At 61.0% G+C, this 18,255-nt stretch carries 14 protein-coding genes and 2 tRNA genes; 7 read left to right on the forward strand and 9 right to left on the reverse strand.

Features of this window, described 5'->3' with window-relative positions; translation table 11 throughout:
* The first annotated feature begins 322 nt into the window (after positions 1 to 322).
* The gene (locus LZ585_RS11095; RefSeq protein ID WP_234853627.1) at positions 323 to 919 is read left to right on the forward strand and encodes a hypothetical protein; all 597 of its coding nucleotides are present in this window, start codon (positions 323 to 325) and stop codon (positions 917 to 919) included.
* A gap of 877 nt (positions 920 to 1,796) precedes the next feature.
* Here LZ585_RS11095 and LZ585_RS11100 read toward each other — a convergent pair.
* Positions 1,797 to 2,042: a hypothetical protein gene (locus LZ585_RS11100; protein WP_234853628.1), complete on the reverse strand. Its 246-nt coding sequence runs from the start codon at positions 2,040 to 2,042 to the stop codon at positions 1,797 to 1,799.
* Complete coding sequence (locus LZ585_RS11105) at positions 2,039 to 2,284, reverse strand: hypothetical protein (RefSeq protein ID WP_234853629.1); 246 nt, start codon at positions 2,282 to 2,284, stop codon at positions 2,039 to 2,041. The genes LZ585_RS11100 and LZ585_RS11105 overlap by 4 nt, the downstream gene beginning before the upstream one ends.
* A 353-nt stretch (positions 2,285 to 2,637) precedes the next feature.
* On the opposite strand from LZ585_RS11105, the gene LZ585_RS11110 reads away from it, so the two are divergent.
* Positions 2,638 to 3,684: a hypothetical protein gene (locus LZ585_RS11110; RefSeq protein WP_234853630.1), complete on the forward strand. Its 1,047-nt coding sequence runs from the start codon at positions 2,638 to 2,640 to the stop codon at positions 3,682 to 3,684.
* Positions 3,685 to 3,773: 89 nt separating this feature from the next.
* Here LZ585_RS11110 and LZ585_RS11115 read toward each other — a convergent pair whose 3' ends face one another.
* Entirely contained in the window at positions 3,774 to 4,826 is a 1,053-nt protein-coding gene (locus LZ585_RS11115; protein ID WP_234853631.1) for a hypothetical protein, read from the reverse strand.
* Positions 4,827 to 5,015: 189 nt separating this feature from the next.
* Complete coding sequence (locus LZ585_RS11120) at positions 5,016 to 6,701, reverse strand: S1 family peptidase (protein WP_234853632.1); 1,686 nt, start codon at positions 6,699 to 6,701, stop codon at positions 5,016 to 5,018.
* Positions 6,702 to 7,435: 734 nt separating this feature from the next.
* Between LZ585_RS11120 and LZ585_RS11125 the strand changes: the two genes are divergently transcribed.
* The 4 genes from LZ585_RS11125 (at position 7,436) to LZ585_RS11140 (ending at position 11,986) form a co-directional block, all read left to right on the forward strand.
* Entirely contained in the window at positions 7,436 to 8,458 is a 1,023-nt protein-coding gene (locus LZ585_RS11125) for a peptidoglycan-binding domain-containing protein (protein WP_234853633.1), read from the forward strand.
* 1,264 nt (positions 8,459 to 9,722) lie between these two features.
* Positions 9,723 to 9,971, forward strand: coding sequence for a hypothetical protein (locus LZ585_RS11130; RefSeq protein ID WP_234853634.1), 249 nt, complete (start codon positions 9,723 to 9,725; stop codon positions 9,969 to 9,971).
* A 152-nt stretch (positions 9,972 to 10,123) separates the two neighbouring features.
* A complete protein-coding gene (locus tag LZ585_RS11135) occupies positions 10,124 to 10,828 on the forward strand; it encodes a thermonuclease family protein (RefSeq protein WP_234853635.1) in 705 nt (234 codons plus the stop codon).
* A gap of 264 nt (positions 10,829 to 11,092) precedes the next feature.
* Positions 11,093 to 11,986 carry a CAP domain-containing protein gene (locus tag LZ585_RS11140; RefSeq protein ID WP_234853636.1) on the forward strand — a complete coding sequence of 298 codons (894 nt, stop codon included), beginning with the start codon at positions 11,093 to 11,095 and terminating at the stop codon, positions 11,984 to 11,986.
* 337 nt (positions 11,987 to 12,323) lie between these two features.
* On the opposite strand, the gene LZ585_RS11145 is transcribed toward LZ585_RS11140, so the two are convergent.
* The 4 genes from LZ585_RS11145 to prfB form a co-directional block, all read right to left on the reverse strand.
* Positions 12,324 to 12,399 (reverse strand) — tRNA-Ala (locus LZ585_RS11145).
* A 189-nt stretch (positions 12,400 to 12,588) separates the two neighbouring features.
* A tRNA-Val gene (locus LZ585_RS11150) sits at positions 12,589 to 12,664 on the reverse strand.
* A gap of 57 nt (positions 12,665 to 12,721) precedes the next feature.
* A complete protein-coding gene (locus LZ585_RS11155) occupies positions 12,722 to 13,789 on the reverse strand; it encodes a patatin-like phospholipase family protein (protein WP_234853637.1) in 1,068 nt (355 codons plus the stop codon).
* Positions 13,790 to 13,849: 60 nt separating this feature from the next.
* The gene (gene prfB / locus LZ585_RS11160) at positions 13,850 to 14,977 is read right to left on the reverse strand and encodes a peptide chain release factor 2 (protein WP_234853638.1); all 1,128 of its coding nucleotides are present in this window, start codon (positions 14,975 to 14,977) and stop codon (positions 13,850 to 13,852) included.
* Between the two features lie 98 nt (positions 14,978 to 15,075).
* Between prfB and LZ585_RS11165 the strand changes: the two genes are divergently transcribed.
* A complete protein-coding gene (locus LZ585_RS11165) occupies positions 15,076 to 15,642 on the forward strand; it encodes an MgtC/SapB family protein (RefSeq protein ID WP_234853639.1) in 567 nt (188 codons plus the stop codon).
* Here the strand turns inward: LZ585_RS11165 and LZ585_RS11170 are convergent.
* Positions 15,636 to 18,188 (reverse strand): penicillin-binding protein 1A, encoded by a 2,553-nt coding sequence (locus LZ585_RS11170; RefSeq protein ID WP_234853640.1) that lies wholly within the window; start codon positions 18,186 to 18,188, stop codon positions 15,636 to 15,638. The two genes, LZ585_RS11165 and LZ585_RS11170, sit on opposite strands and share 7 nt — an antisense overlap.
* Positions 18,189 to 18,255 lie beyond the last annotated feature (67 nt).

Consider the following 18,255-nt stretch of genomic DNA (forward strand, 5'->3'; position numbering starts at 1 on the left):
GCCGATACCCTTGTGTAACATCCTGTGAGCGAGGCTCGGGCAGCAAGGCAAGGGCGACAAATCAACTTTGCCAGTTCGCGACAATTCTACTTGGCGCTTACGACCCTATCCGTGGCTATCGGGTGCTATGGAATAGCCGGAGTAAGAACTGCGGGACACCCTTCTGCCCTCGACCATTTGCAGCGCGGCAGGCTGCGATAGACCTCGAGCTGCAGGTCGCGGAAGATTTCGTCCACCACGACGCTCTCCGGACGGCAGCAATCGATATCCGCGAACGGGGGGCGGCAGGACCGGCGGCGAACTGCTGCGCCCTCAAAAGACCGTGGAAGCGGCGGCAGAGGCCATTACAGACGCGACCCCGGCAGAACTGCGCGCTATGCGGTCCGGTGTCGTCGGACAGATTGAGCATATTCTGGGCAACGTCCGCACTGTGGCTTCTGACCCGAATGTTGACGCGCGGCAGGCAATGGCGGCCTACAAGGAACTGTCCAGCCCGAACGCCCAGCGCAAGATGGAGGCGCTGTTCGGCGATGACTGGCCCAACATCCAGAAGACACTGGACCAAGCCGGTTCTGCCTCGGGTCTACGTGCGTCAACCGCCGCCAACAGCCGGACAGCAGGGCGTGAGGCGTTCCGTGCCCTTCCGGACGATGCCACTGCCCCCAGCGCCTTGGCGCGCGGTGAGCCCATTGGGACGGCACGCAGCATGTGGCAACGTATGACCGGGGCATCACCTGAAAACATACATCGCGTTCAAGCTGGCGTTCGGGACCAGCTTGCTGACGTTTTGACAAAGGGACAGGCCAGCGACCTCATGGAGATGATCGAGAAAGCACGCCGCGCGGCGAAGTCCAACCCGGCTCTACCGGGCCGCGCCAATAGGGCTGCAATTACTGCACTCCTTGCGGCAGCGCCCTAGGTCAGTTCTGGGCTAGCAGGGCCGTTGCGGCAGTGAGAAACAAGCAGACCAGCCACATGACTACGTATCGAACGGAAGCCTGGCCGGTCTCCCCTTCGGATCGGTTCATCTTCGCGATAGAATAGCAGCCCAATAGCGTGATGGCGTTCGCACACAGCACCGCCCACATTGTCTGAAAGAAATCCTAATCCATCACGCTAATATGTAGCCCCAGCAACCCTTCCGGCAAGTGTGGTGGTTCATGGTGTTCGGCAGCAGTTCTATCGAAAGGCGAGTTAAACAAACCTGCGGAAAACCTGCCTGACGAAAACGCGAACCACGCATTTGCCGCTTTTTTCAGGCACCCTAGGCCGTCTAAATGGCCGTCAGATGCAGCAAAGCGGTTCAAGGTGGCTGGTTAAGGAGGCTACTTCATATTTACAAGGAGGTGAACGGTTCCAACGCGTTGACCCCTTTATAACCCACGAAATGGAGTTCCGATGCCCGCTCCCGATCCGTCCGGTGTATCCATTACCGAGCTTCCCAACGGCGGCTGGTCGCTGCTGATCGAAACCTTCATGCTGTCGGGCCGAACCCAGCGCAAGCACCGGGCCAAGCGGATCCTGATCAACTTGAGGCGGGATGGCTGGTCGTGCCAATGGTGCCGTGAGCCGGTTCCGGAATGGCGCCGGGCGGATGCTGCCTATTGTTGCGCGGGGTGCAGACGCCGGGCAGCCAGGGCTCGTCGAACCGACGCGCAGGATGGTATATGGCGCTAGATGTCACATGGGCTGGCCGTTTCTCGATGGGTATAGGGGCGGCGGCAGGCTGAGAAGGCATAGTGCTTTTTTCAGGCGGTCTACTCCAGCAATTCCCTGGCCGCTAAGGGCCAGCCGTTTTAGACTTTTGGCGGTAAGCGGCACAGCATCAGGTCCATGCTGTATCTCCCATCCCGCGACGTTTCACTGCTCTCCAGCGATACCCGTTCGATCAAGCCGCCAATATCGATTACCCCTTCGTGAAACTCCGCGAACTCCGCCTTGGTCATGTCCGTTCTTGTTCGGAACAGGATAGAGCCATCTGCGTCTTGGACCGGACCGGCTAACGGCGCGCTGCCATCAAGCCTCAAGAAACCGTCACTCATGCTCTGGCTTCCGGCTTAAACCTGCGAAGGGTAATCTCGCAGCCGCCATCATCAGTCGCCCTGTAGCTCTCAACTACAACCCGCTCTGTTTGCCCGTTGATCGCGAGTTGCCCTTCGTGCGGCCCATTGATTTGGCTCTCGTCCAGCGCATCCGATGCCTGAAACCGGGCATAATCACCGCCGGTTTCTACCTCGCCGCTGATTTGATTGATGCCCTCAAGGGTCAGGGTGGCCTTTGTCATGCTTGGTCCTCCATCGGATCATCCGGGGCATAACGGCCGGGTGGCGAAAAAGGGGCCAAGGTTCGTCGGGATGACGCTCACATTACGGAGGCGGGTTTCCACTAAGGCACCCACGAAAGGGCGCCCATGGGACGCTGGAAACGCGCCGACGCCGGGTGTTGAAAAACAATCGAGAAAATCAAGAACAAGGTCGCCAGTATACCCTACGCCCCCGGCAGGGCCTTCGGAGAACGAGCGTCTTTTGGGGTGGCACGGAGTGACGCGGCCCTAAAAGGCAAAGCGAGTTTTGCCATTTTGAGTTTTCACGAGAATGGCGAAAATGGGGTGGGACATCTCAATAGCTGGAGTCCCTTATGAAAGCAGCCGTCCGTTGCAACAGCCTGACCCTCGGCGGCGCAGGTGCGAATACCCTTGAACGGCAAGAGAAGCATGGCAAGCGACTGGACGGGACCAGCAAGCAGCGCCGTGTCCGGAATGCTGCACCCATCGTCTACCGGTCCCTCGATCTGCGCGCCGAATATGATCAGCACATGGAAGGCGTGAAGCAGAACGCGGGATGCAAGCGGCCCGTCCTGCACTTCATCATCAAGTTCCCCGCCGAACTGCTGGAAGATGGAGCGCCCGGACCCTATGGCATCCAGCCCGACCGGGACGCCCGCAAGAAGCTGATGGGCAGGCAGGCAGTCGACTTCGTGAACCGGACACATGGTGGGTCAGCCGTCTTCGCAGCGCGGGTCGACCGGGACGAGGCGGGGGAGGCTATCGTGGATGTCTTCGCCGCCCCTCGATACACCAAGGCAACGAAGCGCAAGGAGGCCGTCTGGGCCAGCCCCACGAAGTTCGGGAAAGAACTGGCGCTCAAGCATCAGGAGGAAATATGGCGTCGGCATCCGAAAGCGACGGGGCACCTCACCGGGCCGCGCCATGTCGGCATCGCGCTACAGGCCGAGTTCGCCGCCTACTTCGAGGAGGTGAACGGCATCGCCCTGACGCCGCGCACCCTGAAAAACAGCCCTCGCCCGGACCGGCTGGAGACCGAGGCGTTCAAGGCCGTCGCCAACGCACGTGATGCTGTCGCGCAGGACCGGCACGGCTTCCAGGAGCAGAAGCAGGCTCTGGAGGTTCGACTAGCGCGGCAGGTCGACAGGGTGGGCGCGATGACTGCTGCGGCCATTCAGGACCGCCAGGCAGCCGCTGTGCTGAGGCAAGAGGCCGACAAGGAGCATAGCACAGCAAAGGCGCTCAGAGAGCGGTTGGCGGCTCTTACAGGCCTTCTGGTGCGCTGGCTGCGGCGTGATAATCTGACAGCTGATGCACGACAGTCCGGCGTCCAGATTGGCGCTCAGGTTGTCGATGAACTTAGGGTTTCTGGGGAAGTAGAAACCGGTCCCAGAATGTGAAGCACGGCAACCGTCGAGGCTTTGCCATACCTTTCGCTCGCTTTTCGGGGTCCTCACGTCACTGAAATAGCGTGGCAGAAGTCCAAGCTCTAAATGTCGCAATGGTTCGCGGCAAAAATAAGGTTCTTCCGGCTCCCCGCCAGGCTCCCTGTGGCCCATATTGGGTCGTAGGGAGGGACGACCGCGAATGAGAGCTCGAAGTTCTGCACGTTGGTCAGCCAAGGTATTACATGGGCCTTCGGAATTTCTATCGTAAGTCCCGTCACGAGGGGGTCTATCTGACTTACATTAGGCTTTACCTGCTCTATCGTGAACGTGTCGGTTTTAAGGGACGCAGACGCTATGGCGCTGCTGATAACCTCCTCTGGACCGGTAAGTTCGGCCAAGAGAAACAGGCGCCCCGGCATTTTCTCGCGACAATACATGCTGATCTGAAGTTCCCGCTCGTCATCCCTGGCGGGACGCACGAATGCTCGCCAGCCATTTCCCCAAAAGTCTAGGCGCCAGGAGCTTTGTCCTTCCGGGATGTTCCCGGTAATCATGCCGATAGCGCGTGGTTCACTCTTTTCGAACCCTGAGTCCTCGCTGCCAGGGTAATGGGAAATGCCCCAACCATCGATATCCTCACGCGAGAACCAGAGAATATCAGCGGCAGGAACATACGTCAGGAAGGCCGCCACTGATCCGTGAGATACGCCATGCCGGAATGCGTGCTGGCTGATGATTTCATTGCAGTCAGCATCCTCCACACCGCCATAGGAGCACGAGTGCTGCCCGAACCGCCCGAAGGCTTCCATTGTTCGATACCGGCCCGCAATGAAGACGATTGACGCACAGGCTGAGGCGCATGCTGCCCCATCAGGTATGACTGTGTGAAAGGGCCTGTCGTCTAAAGCCGTGGACAACTTCAACGCTTCTAAAACCGAACCGCCAGGACTGTCCAAGAGCAAAATAGGCAAGCCGTGCGCTGCGGGTTCAGTCTTGTCCGCGACAGCTACAAACTTGTCGGTGGTCCCAGTGTCTATCTGCCCCGTCATCTGCAGGACCGTTTTCCCGCGCCACTCGATTAGTTCGAAATCGGCCGCCCTCGCTGCCATTGGGAGAGAGGCAGCAAGCGTTGCACATAGGATGAATTTTAGCATTTACAATGCCCTCGATGCTGCACCCGGCTCTGTATCGACCTGCCCATCATCCGGCATCCACTCCGGCGCCAGCCATGCGGCTTGCGAAATTGGCTTCCCAAAACATGCATTCGCTCCTAATCAGGTGGGTCTATTAGAGCTTATGAAGTTCTCTAGGGCATTATGCAGGATGCAGAGCAAGCATGGCGCCTACTTTGGCGTTGCGTAACATTCCACCAGTCGCGTCACCTGCTCCAGTTGCCGGGCGGTCTCTAGAGGATCCAGCGGCTCAGCCGTATCTTCTGCAACTGTGGGCTCGACACCGTTCTGGAACAGAAACAGCTTCGCAATCTCCCCTCGGATCGCAAAATTCACGTTCTGAGGGATGTCGCCAGTCGCCTCCGCCACCAACTTCGCATCCAGCTTCGATACGACCACGCCGACGACGCGCCCGGATGAGTCCACAGCAGGACCACCCGAATTGCCCGGCTGAACCGGCGCAGAAATCTGCATCGTCGTGGCATCACCTGCCAGCCCCTTGAGTCCGGTCACGCTGCCACGCGTCACGTTCAGGCCGGACAAGAGGCCGCTGAGGGGATAACCGGCGATGGTAATGTCTGCGTTCAGGGACGCCGGGCGGGGCGAGAACGCTGCGACTTCAGATGTCGAAGGTTCACCTTTTAGCAGCGCTAGGTCGAAGCTGTCATCGACTGAGAGAACCCCGACCACCTGGCCTGCAATCTGCAGGCTCTCGCAACCCTCCACGACATGGGCATTGGTCAGCAGATGACCTTCCTTTGAAACAACGAAGCCCGTGCCATTGCCGGTCCTAGCTGGCTGGACGGGAGCAGTGATTGCCGGCGGCTGAGGTGCTGCGGCTGGCTGTTGTAGGACCGGTAGAGCCGGGGGAGGCGCGAGCGGTGTGGTCATGCCCTCTTCCATGGCTAAAGCATCGCCCTGGGCGCCTAACTTGTCATTCTCGATCTCTTTCAGGATGGTCGCCATTGATCCAATCCCGGCGACAATTTTCCCATTCGGGGGCAGTTGGAAAGGCGCAGAGGAGCCCTTGGCTATGCTGCCAGAAACTGCATTCAGGAGGTGGCGGTCCCCGGCTAGGGCTGAAAGAACGATAGTAGACCAGCCGTTGCGGCGTAAATCAGATCGCACATACAGCAGGGTTCCTTCGGGCTGTTCAACCGATGTGATCTGCACGGCGTCACGGCGAAGCGTATATGGCGTCGAGATGGCCAAAGCGGACCCTAGTGCATAGTTATGAACCTGGGTGACTTGGGGGTGAGCCCCGATGGTTAGGGAGTAGCGCAGAGAGCTGGCTGCGTGGGCGTAGTTCAGGAACGTGTCACTGTTTGGCTGGGCCTGCATCTGGGCTGCAGGAACAGCGAAGGACATGTCCATGGGTGCGAAATAGCGCTGCTCCCAGCCTTGGGCCTCGAAACGCTCAAGGCCGCCGGTCGCCAGCAGGACAACCTCCCAGTTCTCAATGGGTAGGTCAAGGTCGTTCCGGACCGCCCACTCTTCCAGGCTGCGCTGGCTCCCCTTCCCCCAGGCGCCATCCATTAGAGCGGTGTAGGCCCCTTCGAAGGCCAGACTTAGCTGGAGAAATCGCTTTTCATCATAGCTAAGGTCGCTGGCGTCGAACTCAGCCCACATCTCCTCAACCGTGAACGATTGAACCGGCGACGCAGCAATGCCGATTGCGAAGCTAATGGTGGCTATCTTGCGCATGCAAACCCGGCGGATGGCTTTTCCTATACTGCATTCTCGATCAGGTCGTGCTGGCCTGTCAAAGATATGCGGAAGTGAAGTGAAGAGAATTTTTCCGATCTGCTGATGCTGGATGCACGGGACGTTCGGATTGCCGCCCGCGTTCGGCGCCATGGCTACGCTGGGCGATATCCTTACGACTTCACCATCCGGTCACGCCTGCCTTCGGGCAATCAAACCGAACTGGCCAAGATTGTGGACGGCGAAGGGGACTGGATGTTCTACGGGCACGCGAACCAGGCGGAAACAGGGTCGACCTGTGGTGGCTGCTCGACCTACGAGCCTTCCGCGCCGGGTTGATCCGCCAAGCGTCGAACGGCTTCCCCATATCGTCAGGCGACCGCCGCAACCAGGACGGCACCTGCTTCAAGTGGTTCGACATCAGATCCTTCCCGGACGACCCACCGCTGGTGCTGGCGACATCCGGACTGCGCCCGGTGCTCATGTCAGCTCGAGCCTGCTGATTTCCTTCCTCGGCCCAACCCTGAAAGGGGGTGATACCAACGGCCTTAATCATTGACCGCCTTTGGGTGCTATTGAGTAAGCAATTGTTCGGACGCGTTTGGGATCGTCTGCGAAGGCGCTCTATGCGTCGCTGCATCGCTCGACGATGTATTCAGAGGCACTGAAAACCGAAATGGCGAGGCGGTCAATGGTTAAGGCCGCTGGTATGAGACAGCATCAATCCGGCCGACCGAAGCCCTCGCGAAAGCGAGGGCTTTTGCGTTCAGTTAGCTTGCCATTGCTGACGAGCCCTCCCCGGAACCGAACATCAGCTGCGAGATTTATCTCAATGATCCGGCATTTGGCCTTACGGTGCCTCTGCCATGCTTCAGTAGGAGGGCACGATGGTGCGAAGCTTTTGTTTCTCTGCCGTTATAGCAAGTGTATTTTCTATATCAGGCCCTTCGGCTTACGCTGACGAGAAGCTAGGGGACATAATTGGCACCATTGCAAGAACCGTCCTGGAACAACAGCAAGCCGCGCAGGAGCAGGCACTCTGGGCGGGGGTGGTTGAGAACGGATCGGCCGCTGCCTATCGGCAATACCTGGACGCCTATCCGCAAGGTCCAAATGCACGAAATGCCCGAGACCATTTAACCAAACTGGGTGCAGCCACCACGGCGACGAACGGTGCCGCTCAGGCTGAGGCCGCGCTTGGTCTGAGACAGTCCGACCGTGTGGCCATCCAGCGGCGGCTTGCTGCGCTTGGTTTCTACAAGTCCGGCATCGACGGTGCTTTCGGCGCGGGAACACGGCGCGCAGTTGCGGCGTGGCAGGAGTCCAGAACGCTCCCACGCACCGGATACCTGAACGCCGAACAGCTGCGATTGCTGCTTGGCCGTGCTGCGACAGCACCGGCTTCCACACCACCTTTGGCGGACAATCCTGTCACTTCGGCCGCACAAACAGAACTCAACCTGGGCCTGACCCGACCTCAGCGGGTGCAGATACAACGCGACCTTATTGCCTTGGGGTATGATAGCAAGGGGGCAGACGGCTTGTTTGGCGCTGGCACCCGTGAGGCAATCAGAGCCTGGCAACGCAATACGGGTCAGCGCGCAACAGGATACATGTCGGCGGCGCAGGTAGGCGCGCTGCACTCTGACGCCGAAGTTCGCGGTTCAGAGGCGACAGGAGGCCGAGCGGCAGCCATTGATGAGGATTTGCTAGGGCTGACCCGGAGCGAACGTGCCGAAATCCAGCAGCGTCTTATCGGTCTGGGCTACCTGAAAGGGCGAGCTGATGGTGTTTTCGGGGCATCGACGCGAAATGCCCTCATCCGCTGGCAGGGTGACAATGGCTTGAAAGAGAGCGGATATCTCACGGCAGAACAGGTAAGAACACTTCGGGCGCAGGCCCGCCGCTAGCAGAGGTTGGCATGCGGCGCAGTCACAGTTGCGCCGCGAGATGCCAGAATGCAGAGCCGAGCGGGCGGTTGGGCTAGGATTAACGCCGAAAAGGAGACCATAATGAAACACGCGCTAATCGGACTACTCATCCTCGGTGGTTGCGGAACTCCTCCAGTATCCGACTTCGGCACCGCAGACGAACACATCTACAACGGGAGTAACTGGTATATTGCAGACAGAAAGGGCCAATTGGAGGTCGCATTGATGTCTGACGGAGATGTGGATCTTGTCAGTGAGTATAGGGATGCTGCACGAGACTACCTGCGCCCGCGTCAGCAAAGCTGTTCGGTTGGGACCGGAAGGCCAGGCGGGGAAAAGCGGTATGTTTTCGATTACTCCTGCCGCTGAGGTGCTGCTGGAAGCGGCAGGCAGGATGCGGCAGGCATGAACTACCCGGATCAGGACGAATGGGAAATTGCGACCAAAGTTATTCTAGACCTCCTGCGGCTCCAAGCCGCGCATACGGGTGCAATTGCCTTCCCCCCATCGCCTGAGGGCTGGGAGGCACGAACGGGACCGGCAAGGCTACTTCCCTAACCGGAACGATGCGCCCTCTCGCCCGTTCGCCTACGTGAGGGCCAAACGCACATCCTTCATGGGAGGCCCTTGCCCTCGGCACGGTCGTAAGGGCCTTTCCATTCCCGCCCGCGAGTTCCGCGACCAGGCGGGCTTTTTGCTGCATGCCTGGAACATTGCCCATAATCGCGTGTTGACCCGCACTCCCTGTTGGACTCATGCCCCGCCCCAAACGGCGGGGCCTTTTCATCCGCTAGACAGACTCACCGGCGACGTGCCATCGTTGACGGGTCGGCCCATTCCGACAGGCCCCGCGTGTCCCGCATTCCATATGGCGGGGCCGCCTTCACAACCATCAGCTAATCCCGCCCGCCAGTCCCACGACTTGACAGACGCTTTGCTGTGCTCGACCATTCGCCCTATCCGCATCTCGCGCGAATGGGCTTACTCCAAGCTATAACCCGCTCACGGATACAGCCCCAATGAGGGCCTTGGCGCCGTCACACGCCTAGGCTCCTCTTTGGAACTGTCTTTGCGCGCCTAATGGTTTTAACGCTACCGCTTGCCCCACTCCTCGACGATGGGGCTGTGGCATTGAGTATTGCCCCGCCCAAACCAGGCGGGGCTTTTGCATATCTATCGGAGCCGCACTTCACCTTTTCTTAGTCCGATCAAGGTAAACCGATGGAAGGCAAGGGAGGCCCTGATGAGCTATCGTGTAACTTCGTATGAAGCCCTGCAAACCAACCTGTCGGCAGCCGGAACCACGCTGATGCTCTGCCGCGCGAACATCGGCCGCATTGGTTTGTCGGAGGAGCAGAAGGCAGACACGTTGTGGCGGATCGAACGTCAAATGGCCGAGTTGGAAGGCATGCGCCTTGAGATGACCCGCCCGGCAACCCACAAGCGGTCCGCTCCGACAACGAGGAAGCCCCACCTCCGCTCTATGGACTGATCCTGTCTGACGTTCTGCCTGCTTCTCTCGTCCTTTCAGCGCCTGCCCATCGACAATCGCGGAAATCGCGGAAATCGCAACGCCTCGGGGTGCGCTTGCGATGATCTGGTGGCAAAGAGGGAGCAGTTCGGACAGAGGTCACGTCAACTGCAATGTGGTACAAGGCAATCAAGATAGCAAAACTTCTGGCCTGCCTGACGCTGGGCCTGTCCACTGTCGCCGCTGTTGCCTCCACCCAGGCTAGCGCCAGCACTTTGGTATCTGGGTCCGCGACTGTCGTGGATGGCGACACAATCAAGCTGGGCCCTCTCTCCATCCGCATTCACGGCATCGACGCCCCGGAGCAGGGCCAGACCTGTCAGCAGCGCAATGGGCGCGTGTGGGACTGTGGAAGCGCGGCAACAGCAGCCATGGCTGATATTGTCAAAGGGCAGGCGCTGGAGTGCGAGCCTTTCGATACTGATGCCTACGGGCGGATCATCGCGCGCTGCCTTGCGGGCGACCGCGACCTTGGCGGCGAGATGGTTGCGCTGGGCTTGGCCTGGGCCTACCGCGAATATTCGGAGGACTATGCCGGGGTCGAAGCCGCCGCCCGCAGACAAGGTATCGGTATCTGGCAGGGCGCGGCACAAGCTCCTTGGGAATACCGCGCAAACCGCTGGGAGCGTGCTGTAGCCGCTGCGCCGGACGGATGTCCCATAAAGGGCAACATCACGGCCAAAGGTGAGCGCATCTATCACACGCCATGGTCATCGGCTTACGCCAGGACCCAAATTGATGAGGCCGAGGGGGAGCGGTGGTTCTGTAATGAAGCCGAGGCTGTAGCAGCCGGTTGGAGGGCAGCGCGGTCACGATAGTAGATAGGCAGCTAGGCCAGGCGACGTCGGCGGCGCCCACGGCGCACAGGAGCCGCACCAGTTTCTCGGATCGCTCATGCCCCTGCGTTCGGGATAGTGGATCACGATCTGCACCTGAGCCAGTGCGCGAAACGGTCTTGCCACGGTGAATGCTAGCTGCAAACTCAAATGCGGATCGGTTCACCAGCAAACACTTGATGCTAAGGCGACGACCTCACTAAACTTAAAGTTGCAGGGCCGTATTCATCATGCACAGGAGAAAACATGCCAACTGAGGTTGCGAGCGCGCTTGAGCTTTACTCGGTCGACTTGATCAATGCGGCACGTGCTCATGCCGGCCTGCAGCCAGTCCATGTCGAGGTTCACCTCAACAGTGCTGCTCAATCTCACTCCAACTGGATGGCAGAGAAGAGGGCCTTTTCGCATGCTGGTGAAAACGGCAGCACTTCTAGCGACCGGGCTGAAGACGCTGGTTATCCGATGCAGGGCGGATCGTGGAAGGTAACAGAAAACGTTTCCTACACGAGCACCAGAGGCGCCATCAATAATGACGAAATTGCCGGCATGCACAGTGCATTGATGGACAGTCCCACCCACAAGGCCAACATTCTGGACCCTGACGTCAATTATATCGGAGTGGGGCTTTCTCAAGGCCAGATCGAAGCGCAGGGAGAGCTACACGATGCGGTCTTCATGACCCAGAACTTTGGCAAGAGTTCTCAATCGGTGCGGGTTCAGGAAGAAGTCGACGGAGAAACGGTCCTGACGACTTACGTCGGTGGCAAGGCGGTGCCCGGGTCATCACAGCCTGCTCCAGAAGAGGGTGCTGATAATGATGTTGAGCCGGACGCTGATGATGAGGTCCCGGAAGACGACGACCCGCGAGATGTGAATGACGCCTCTGGCGGCTCATGCTTCGTTGCAACGGCAGCCTATGGCAACAGGCTTCATCCCGATGTGGTGACACTTCGCCAATTTCGAGATGGTGTGCTTGTCCGTTACCAGGCTGGGCGTGCCTTCATTCGCTTCTACTGGGTCATCGGACCCAAGCTGGCAAAAGTGGTGCGTCCCAATCATTTCACAGGCCGCTTAGTTCGCTTGGCCCTGCATCCTTGGGTGCGTGCCGCCCGCAGGCACCTGTGCCGTCGCGGCCGTTGAGGACAGAGGCGAGGCTTTGAGCTTTCAGAACTAGGGAATCACTGTGCAAGGCCACGGGGCTATACAGCCGCTGTTTCAATCCGGCGGCCTTCTGTCCCCTTTTATCAGGGTGTCGGGTAGAGAGATAAGAAACGGTGGCATCCTGAAATGGGTCACCCTGGCAGGTCTCCGGAGCGCGCCTCCCCGTTCCCCGGCATCACCTTACTCACGCCTCAAGGTCCATCGACGTCCGAAGCAATCCAGCACAATATTTCTCAGGCCGTGGGGTGCAGCGTGGGGTCAATAGAAGTCATTGGCCGTTAACCAACTGTATTTCATAGGAAAATTGAGATATCTTTGGTGGAGCCAAGGGGAGTCGAACCCCTGACCTCTTGAATGCCATTCAAGCGCTCTACCAACTGAGCTATGGCCCCACCGGAGGTCTGCCGCGTCTTTCGATGTGGCGTGCGGGGTCTATAGGGGTGCCTGCGACGGGGCGCAAGCGGAAAATATGCGCGTCGGGCCAAGTTTCTGGGCGTTGCTGCATAAGGCCTGAAAACCACGGCAAAGCCCGCCCAAGATGGAAACAGGACCACGGGACATGGCTTCAGGTGAGGGATGAATGGTGGGCGGTGAGGGACTCGAACCCCCGACATCCTCGGTGTAAACGAGGCGCTCTACCAACTGAGCTAACCGCCCGCCGGGCCGGGTTCTAGCGCCTGACGCGAGCCTTGGCCAGTGGTAACTGCACAGGTCTTATCCGATGATCCCCGAACCCGCGAACAGCGTGGACAGATCCACCGTGTCGTGGCGGTTCAGCGCATCGGCATGGTCGTTCAGGAACGTATCGGCCGCCGCCTGCCCCGCCGCCTTCATTCGGGCCAGCAGGCCAGGCGCGGGCATGAGCTTGGACCGGGCGGTCAGGTCGTTCATCAGCACTTCGTCCCGGATCATGTGGATCAGGGGGTTCTTCATCGTGCGGTTCTGCAACCGGCCTTCCGCAAACAGGCGCTTGACGAAGTTGATGGCCCGCAGGTCGGCCATCAGGGATGCGTTGAAGCTGACCTCGTTCACGCGGTCGGCGATCTGGGCGGGGCTGCGGGGAATGGCGTCGCGCAGCAGCGGGTTGATGTTCACGATCACGATATCGCGGGGCAGGTGCTGGCCATACAGCGGGAACATCGCCGGATTGCCGGTAAAGCCGCCATCCCAGAAGGCCTCCAACTGTCCGGTTTCGGGGTCGCGGATCTCGACCGCGCGAAACAGGGTGGGCAGGCAGGCCGAGGCCATGACGGCGTCCGGCGTGGCGGCCGCATGGGTAAAGACCCGGATCCGGCCAGTGCGCACATTGGTGGCCGCGACGAACAGTTGCGGACCCCGGTCGTTGCTGAAATCGGCAAAGGGCAGTTCGCGCAACACCGCGCCCAGGGGATTCACGTAAAAGGGACCATAGTCGTAAGGGCTGAAAATGCGCGTAAGGTTGTCCACCCAGGCCAGGGGGGAAAACAGTTCGGTCAGGCGGTCCATGCCCTGCAGGACCGGAAAGACCGAATGCAGCCACCGGACCATCCGGTTGTCGCTGCGCTGCCCGACCTGCGCCCAAAGGTGGTCCAGGTTGTCCCGCGCTGCCCGGCGTCCCGCCTTGCCGTTGTTCCGCGCCAGTCCGCCCTTCAGCGCGGCCCCGTTCAAGGCCCCTGCGGACGTGCCGCTGATGGCCGAAATGGTCAGCCAGTCCTCGTCCAGCAACCGGTCCAGGACGCCCCAGGAAAAGGCGCCATGCGCGCCGCCGCCCTGCAAGGCCAGGTTGATCCGCCGTTCATCCATCGCCGCCCCCGCTATTGCGGTGCAGCATAACGGGAAAGCCCGGGCGGTCCAGATGGGGGATCAGTCGGCGGCGTTCGCCTCGGCCCGGCTTTTTCCGGCCACGTCCAGGGCCAGGGTCGCGGCCATGAAGGCATCCAGGTCGCCATCCAGCACGCCTTGGGTGTCGCTGGTTTCCTCGGAGGTGCGCAGATCCTTGACCATCTGGTAAGGGTGCAGGACATAAGACCGGATCTGGTTGCCCCAGCCCGCATCGCCCTTGGCGGCGTGCTGGGCGTTCACCTCGGCGTTGCGGCGGTCCAGTTCCATCTGGTACAGGCGCGACTTCAGGGCGGCCATGGCGTTGGCGCGGTTCTGGTGCTGCGATTTCTCGGAACTGGTCACGACGATGTTCGTGGGCAGGTGCGTGATGCGCACGGCCGAATCGGTGGTGTTGACGTGCTGCCCGCCCGCGCCGGACGACCGATAGGTGTCGATGCGGATGTCACGGTCGGGAATGTCGATCTCGATGTTGTCGTCCACGACCGGATAAACCCAGACGCTGCAGAAACTGGTGTGCCGCCGTGCCGCGCTGTCATAGGGGCTGATGCGGACCAGCCGATGCACGCCCGATTCCGATTTCAGCCAGCCATAGGCATTGTGCCCGCTGACCTTATAGGCGGCGCTGCGGATGCCTGCCTCGTCGCCCGCGGTCTCGGACAGCAACTCGACCTCGTAGCCCTTCTTTTCCGCCCAACGGACATACATCCGCGCCAGCATCGACGCCCAGTCGCAGCTTTCGGTGCCGCCCGCGCCCGCGTTGATTTCCAGGAATGTGTCGTTGGCGTCCGCCTCGCCGTTCAGCAGGGCTTCCAGTTCCTTTTGCGCAGCCAGTTCAGCCAGCGTTTTCAGGTTTGCCTCGGCCTCGGCCACCAGGTCGGCATCGCCTTCCTCCTCGGCCAGCTCGATCATCTCGGCATTGGCGGAAAGATCCCCGTCGATGCGGCGATAGGTTTCGATGGCGTCCATCAGAGCCTGGCGTTCGCGCATCAGCTTCTGCGCGCGGGCCGGGTCGGACCACAAATCGCCCGCCTCGATCATGGCATTCATTTCCTCAAGGCGGTGCGGCGCGGTCTGCCAATCCATCCGCTGTCCCAGCAGGGTCAGCGACTTGCGGATGGCTTCGATGGTGGACTGCGTCTCGGCGCGCATGGGCGGATCCTCAGGGCTGGCGTCAGGTCAGGGGTGATACCGTGCGCAGGGCCGTGGGGCAAGGGTGGCGCAACCAAGGCGCATGAAAGGCGTTTGGCGTGAAGGTTTCGAAAGCGACATCCATGTCAACCTTTGCCGCCACTTTCGCCGATCTGTTTGCACCCTTGCAGACGATCACCTATCCCGCTGCATTCGCGCGGCTGGTGCTGGCCTTGCTGCTGGCCGGCGCCATCGGCTGGGAACGAGAGATCACCGCGCGGTCCGCCGGGTTGCGCACGCATATGCTGATCGCGGTCGCCGCCTGCATGTTCACCCTGGTGGCAATGGAGTTGGCGCATTTCCCCACCCAGGATCCTGAGACATTGCGCGTCGACCCCCTGCGCCTGATCGAGGCCGTGACGGCCGGTGTGGCCTTTCTGGCGGCCGGGTCGATCATTACCAGCGGCCGCACCGTGCGGGGCATAACTACGGGTGCCTCGATGTGGCTTGCCGGGGCCGTTGGCCTGGCCTGCGGGACGGGCGACGGATCGCTGGCCGTGATGGGGACGGGGCTTGCGCTTGTGGTGCTGTGGCTTGTGCGGCTGATGGCCGAGCCGCTGAAGGAGAAGATAACGAGCACTGGCCAGGGACCGCGTGGGTCGCGGACAGGCGACCTGGATCAGTAAAGCCCGCCCGACGACATGGTGCCGAAATCCGTCTGCCGCGGAATGACCTTGCGTTCCCCGGTGGATGTCGTGATGGCCGTCCCGGAACCCGATCCGGCACCCGCTTCCCAAGGCAGAGCCACGGGTCCATCGCCAAAGCCCGACACGACCAGCGGCGATCCCCAATCGGGATCGGTGCCGTCGCGGAAATATTCGGCCACCACATTCGGGCCTGACGCGTCGTCCGACAGCCGCTGCCCCGTGCTGCGGTCGATCTTGACCCAGTAGCCGCCCGGCGGAACGGTGAATTCGGTGCCGCCGAATTCCGCCACGGCCTTGCGCATGAAGGCGTTGAAGACCGGCACGCACAGCGTCCCGCCATAGGCGTTCCTGCCCAGCGTGCGCGGCTGGTCGTAACCCAGGTAACAGCCTGCGACGATGTTGCTGGAATAACCGATGAACCACACGTCCTTGGCGTCGTTGGTGGTTCCCGTCTTGCCCGCGATGGGCACCGGCAGGTCCACCCCGCTGCCCGACCCGCGCGTGACCGCCCCTTCCAGCATCGAGGTCAGCTGATAGGCCGTCACGGCGTCCATGACCCGTTCGCGGTTGGAACTGTCGATCACCGGCCCCTGCCCCGCCGGCAGCGCCTGCTGACCGCAGGTTTCGCAGACCCGCTGGTCATGGCGATAAACGGTGCGCCCGCGCCGGTCCTGCACGCGGTCCACAAGCGTGGGTTCGACCCGTTCGCCGCCGTTGGCGAACATCGCATAGGCCGCGACCATCTTGAAAAGCGTGGTTTCCTGCGCGCCAAGGGCATTGGCCAGGAACGGCTTCAGGTCGTCATAAACGCCGAAGCGTTCGGCATATTCGGCCACGCGTTCCATTCCGATGTCTTGCGCGATGCGGATCGTCATCAGGTTGCGCGACATCTCGATGCCGGTGCGCAGGGGCGTCGGGCCATAGGTCTTGCCGCTGGAATTCTTGGGTTCCCACAAACCGAAGGGCGTGTTCAGCGTGATCGGCTCGTCCACGACGATGGTGGCGGGGGTATAGTTGTTATCAAGTGCTGCAGCATAGACGAAGGGCTTGAAGCTTGACCCCGGCTGGCGCTGCGCCTGCGTCGCCCGGTTGAAGACCGACGACTGATAGCTGAACCCGCCCTGCATCGCCATCACGCGCCCGGTGTTCACGTCCATGGCCATGAAGCCGCCCTGGACCTCGGGAACCTGGCGCAGGGTCCAGCGGATGAAGCTGCCGTCGCTGTCCTGCGTCATGGCCCGGACCAGGACCACATCGCCCACGGCAAGCAGATCGCCCGCCACCTGGGCACGCGGGCCAAGCCTGCCATTAGGCCCGCGCTTGCGCGCCCATTGCACGTCTGCGGCCGTGATCCAGTGGCCGTCGGGGTCTTCCTCGATTCCCTCGATGCCGATGCGGGCGTCGCTGTCGCCCACCTCCAGCACAACGGCGGGGTGCCAGCCGGGAATGTCGCGCGGAACCTGGGCCTGCCACAAGGCGCCGCGCCAGACGGCCTCATCGTTCAGTTGCTCGGCGTGGATGGTTTCGGGGGTGCCGCGCCAGACGCCTGTGCCGCGGTCGTAATCCTCCAATGCCTCGCGCAGGGCGACCGCCGCCGCCGATTGCAGGTCGGGATCCACCGTGGCGCGGATGGTCAGCCCGCCGCCGAAGAATTCCTCGTTTCCGAACTGCGCCGACAACTGTCGGCGGATTTCGTCGGTGAAGTAGTCGCGCGGCGGCAATTGCTGGCGAAAGGCGGGGTAATCGCCGTTCTGGACCGATTTCAGCGGCAGCTTGGCCTCGGACTGATAGGTCGCCTCGTCGATATAGCCGTTCTGCCACATTTCCCGCAGGACATAGTTGCGCCGTTCCGTCACGCGGTCCTTGGCGGACACGGGGTGATACCGGCCCGGCGCCTGCGGCATCGCGGCCAGCATCGCAGCTTCGTGGGGGGCCAGTTCGGTCAGCGACTTGTTGAAATAGGTTTGCGATGCGGCGGCCACGCCAAAGCTGTTCTGACCCAGGAAAATCTCGTTCAGATACAGTTCCAGGATCTGTTCCTTGGACAGGGTGCGTTCCAGCCGGGATGCCAGGATCAGTTCCTTGACCTTGCGTTCCACGCTGCGGTCCGACGACAGCAGGAAATTCTTCATCACCTGCTGGGTGATGGTCGATGCCCCGCGCACGGACGATCCCCGGGACGCCACCGCCTGCCAGGCCGCGCCCACGATGCCACGCACGTCATAGCCGGGATGGCTGTAGAAGTTCTTGTCCTCGGCGCTGATGAATGCGTGCTTGACCAGGTCGGGAATTTCCTCGACCGGGACGAACAGGCGGCGTTCCTCGGCGAATTCGTCGATCAGGCGGCCCTCGCCCGAATAAACCCGGCTGATGGTCTTGGGCGTGTATTGCGCCAGCGTTTCATGGCTGGGCAGGTCGCGCGAATAGATCCAGAAGATCGCGCCCAGGGTCAGCGCAATGAAAAAGCTTGCGGTGACGAACCACGAGAAGATGGCACCGAAAAAGGACAGGACGCTGCGCAGCAAGGGGGAGCCTTTCGTGGACTTGGCCCCGTCTATAACGGCGGAGCCCGTTCCGGTCAAAACAACACTG

Source organism: Paracoccus everestensis (genome assembly GCF_021491915.1).
Classification (GTDB): domain Bacteria; phylum Pseudomonadota; class Alphaproteobacteria; order Rhodobacterales; family Rhodobacteraceae; genus Paracoccus; species Paracoccus everestensis.

Bases quoted from the DNA above. Each gene is read 5' to 3' on its own strand.
- LZ585_RS11100 (WP_234853628.1), bottom strand. From the start codon at position 2,042: ATGAGTGACGGTTTCTTGAGGCTTGATGGCAGCGCGCCGTTAGCCGGT.
- LZ585_RS11120 (WP_234853632.1), bottom strand. From the start codon at position 6,701: ATGGCGCCGAACGCGGGCGGCAATCCGAACGTCCCGTGCATCCAGCAT.
- prfB (WP_234853638.1), bottom strand. From the start codon at position 14,977: ATGCGCGCCGAGACGCAGTCCACCATCGAAGCCATCCGCAAGTCGCTG.
- LZ585_RS11130 (WP_234853634.1), top strand. From the start codon at position 9,723: ATGAGCTATCGTGTAACTTCGTATGAAGCCCTGCAAACCAACCTGTCG.
- LZ585_RS11105 (WP_234853629.1), bottom strand. From the start codon at position 2,284: ATGACAAAGGCCACCCTGACCCTTGAGGGCATCAATCAAATCAGCGGC.
- LZ585_RS11155 (WP_234853637.1), bottom strand. From the start codon at position 13,789: ATGGATGAACGGCGGATCAACCTGGCCTTGCAGGGCGGCGGCGCGCAT.
- LZ585_RS11115 (WP_234853631.1), bottom strand. From the start codon at position 4,826: ATGCTAAAATTCATCCTATGTGCAACGCTTGCTGCCTCTCTCCCAATG.
- LZ585_RS11140 (WP_234853636.1), top strand. From the start codon at position 11,093: ATGCCAACTGAGGTTGCGAGCGCGCTTGAGCTTTACTCGGTCGACTTG.
- LZ585_RS11125 (WP_234853633.1), top strand. From the start codon at position 7,436: ATGGTGCGAAGCTTTTGTTTCTCTGCCGTTATAGCAAGTGTATTTTCT.
- LZ585_RS11135 (WP_234853635.1), top strand. From the start codon at position 10,124: ATGTGGTACAAGGCAATCAAGATAGCAAAACTTCTGGCCTGCCTGACG.
- LZ585_RS11110 (WP_234853630.1), top strand. From the start codon at position 2,638: ATGAAAGCAGCCGTCCGTTGCAACAGCCTGACCCTCGGCGGCGCAGGT.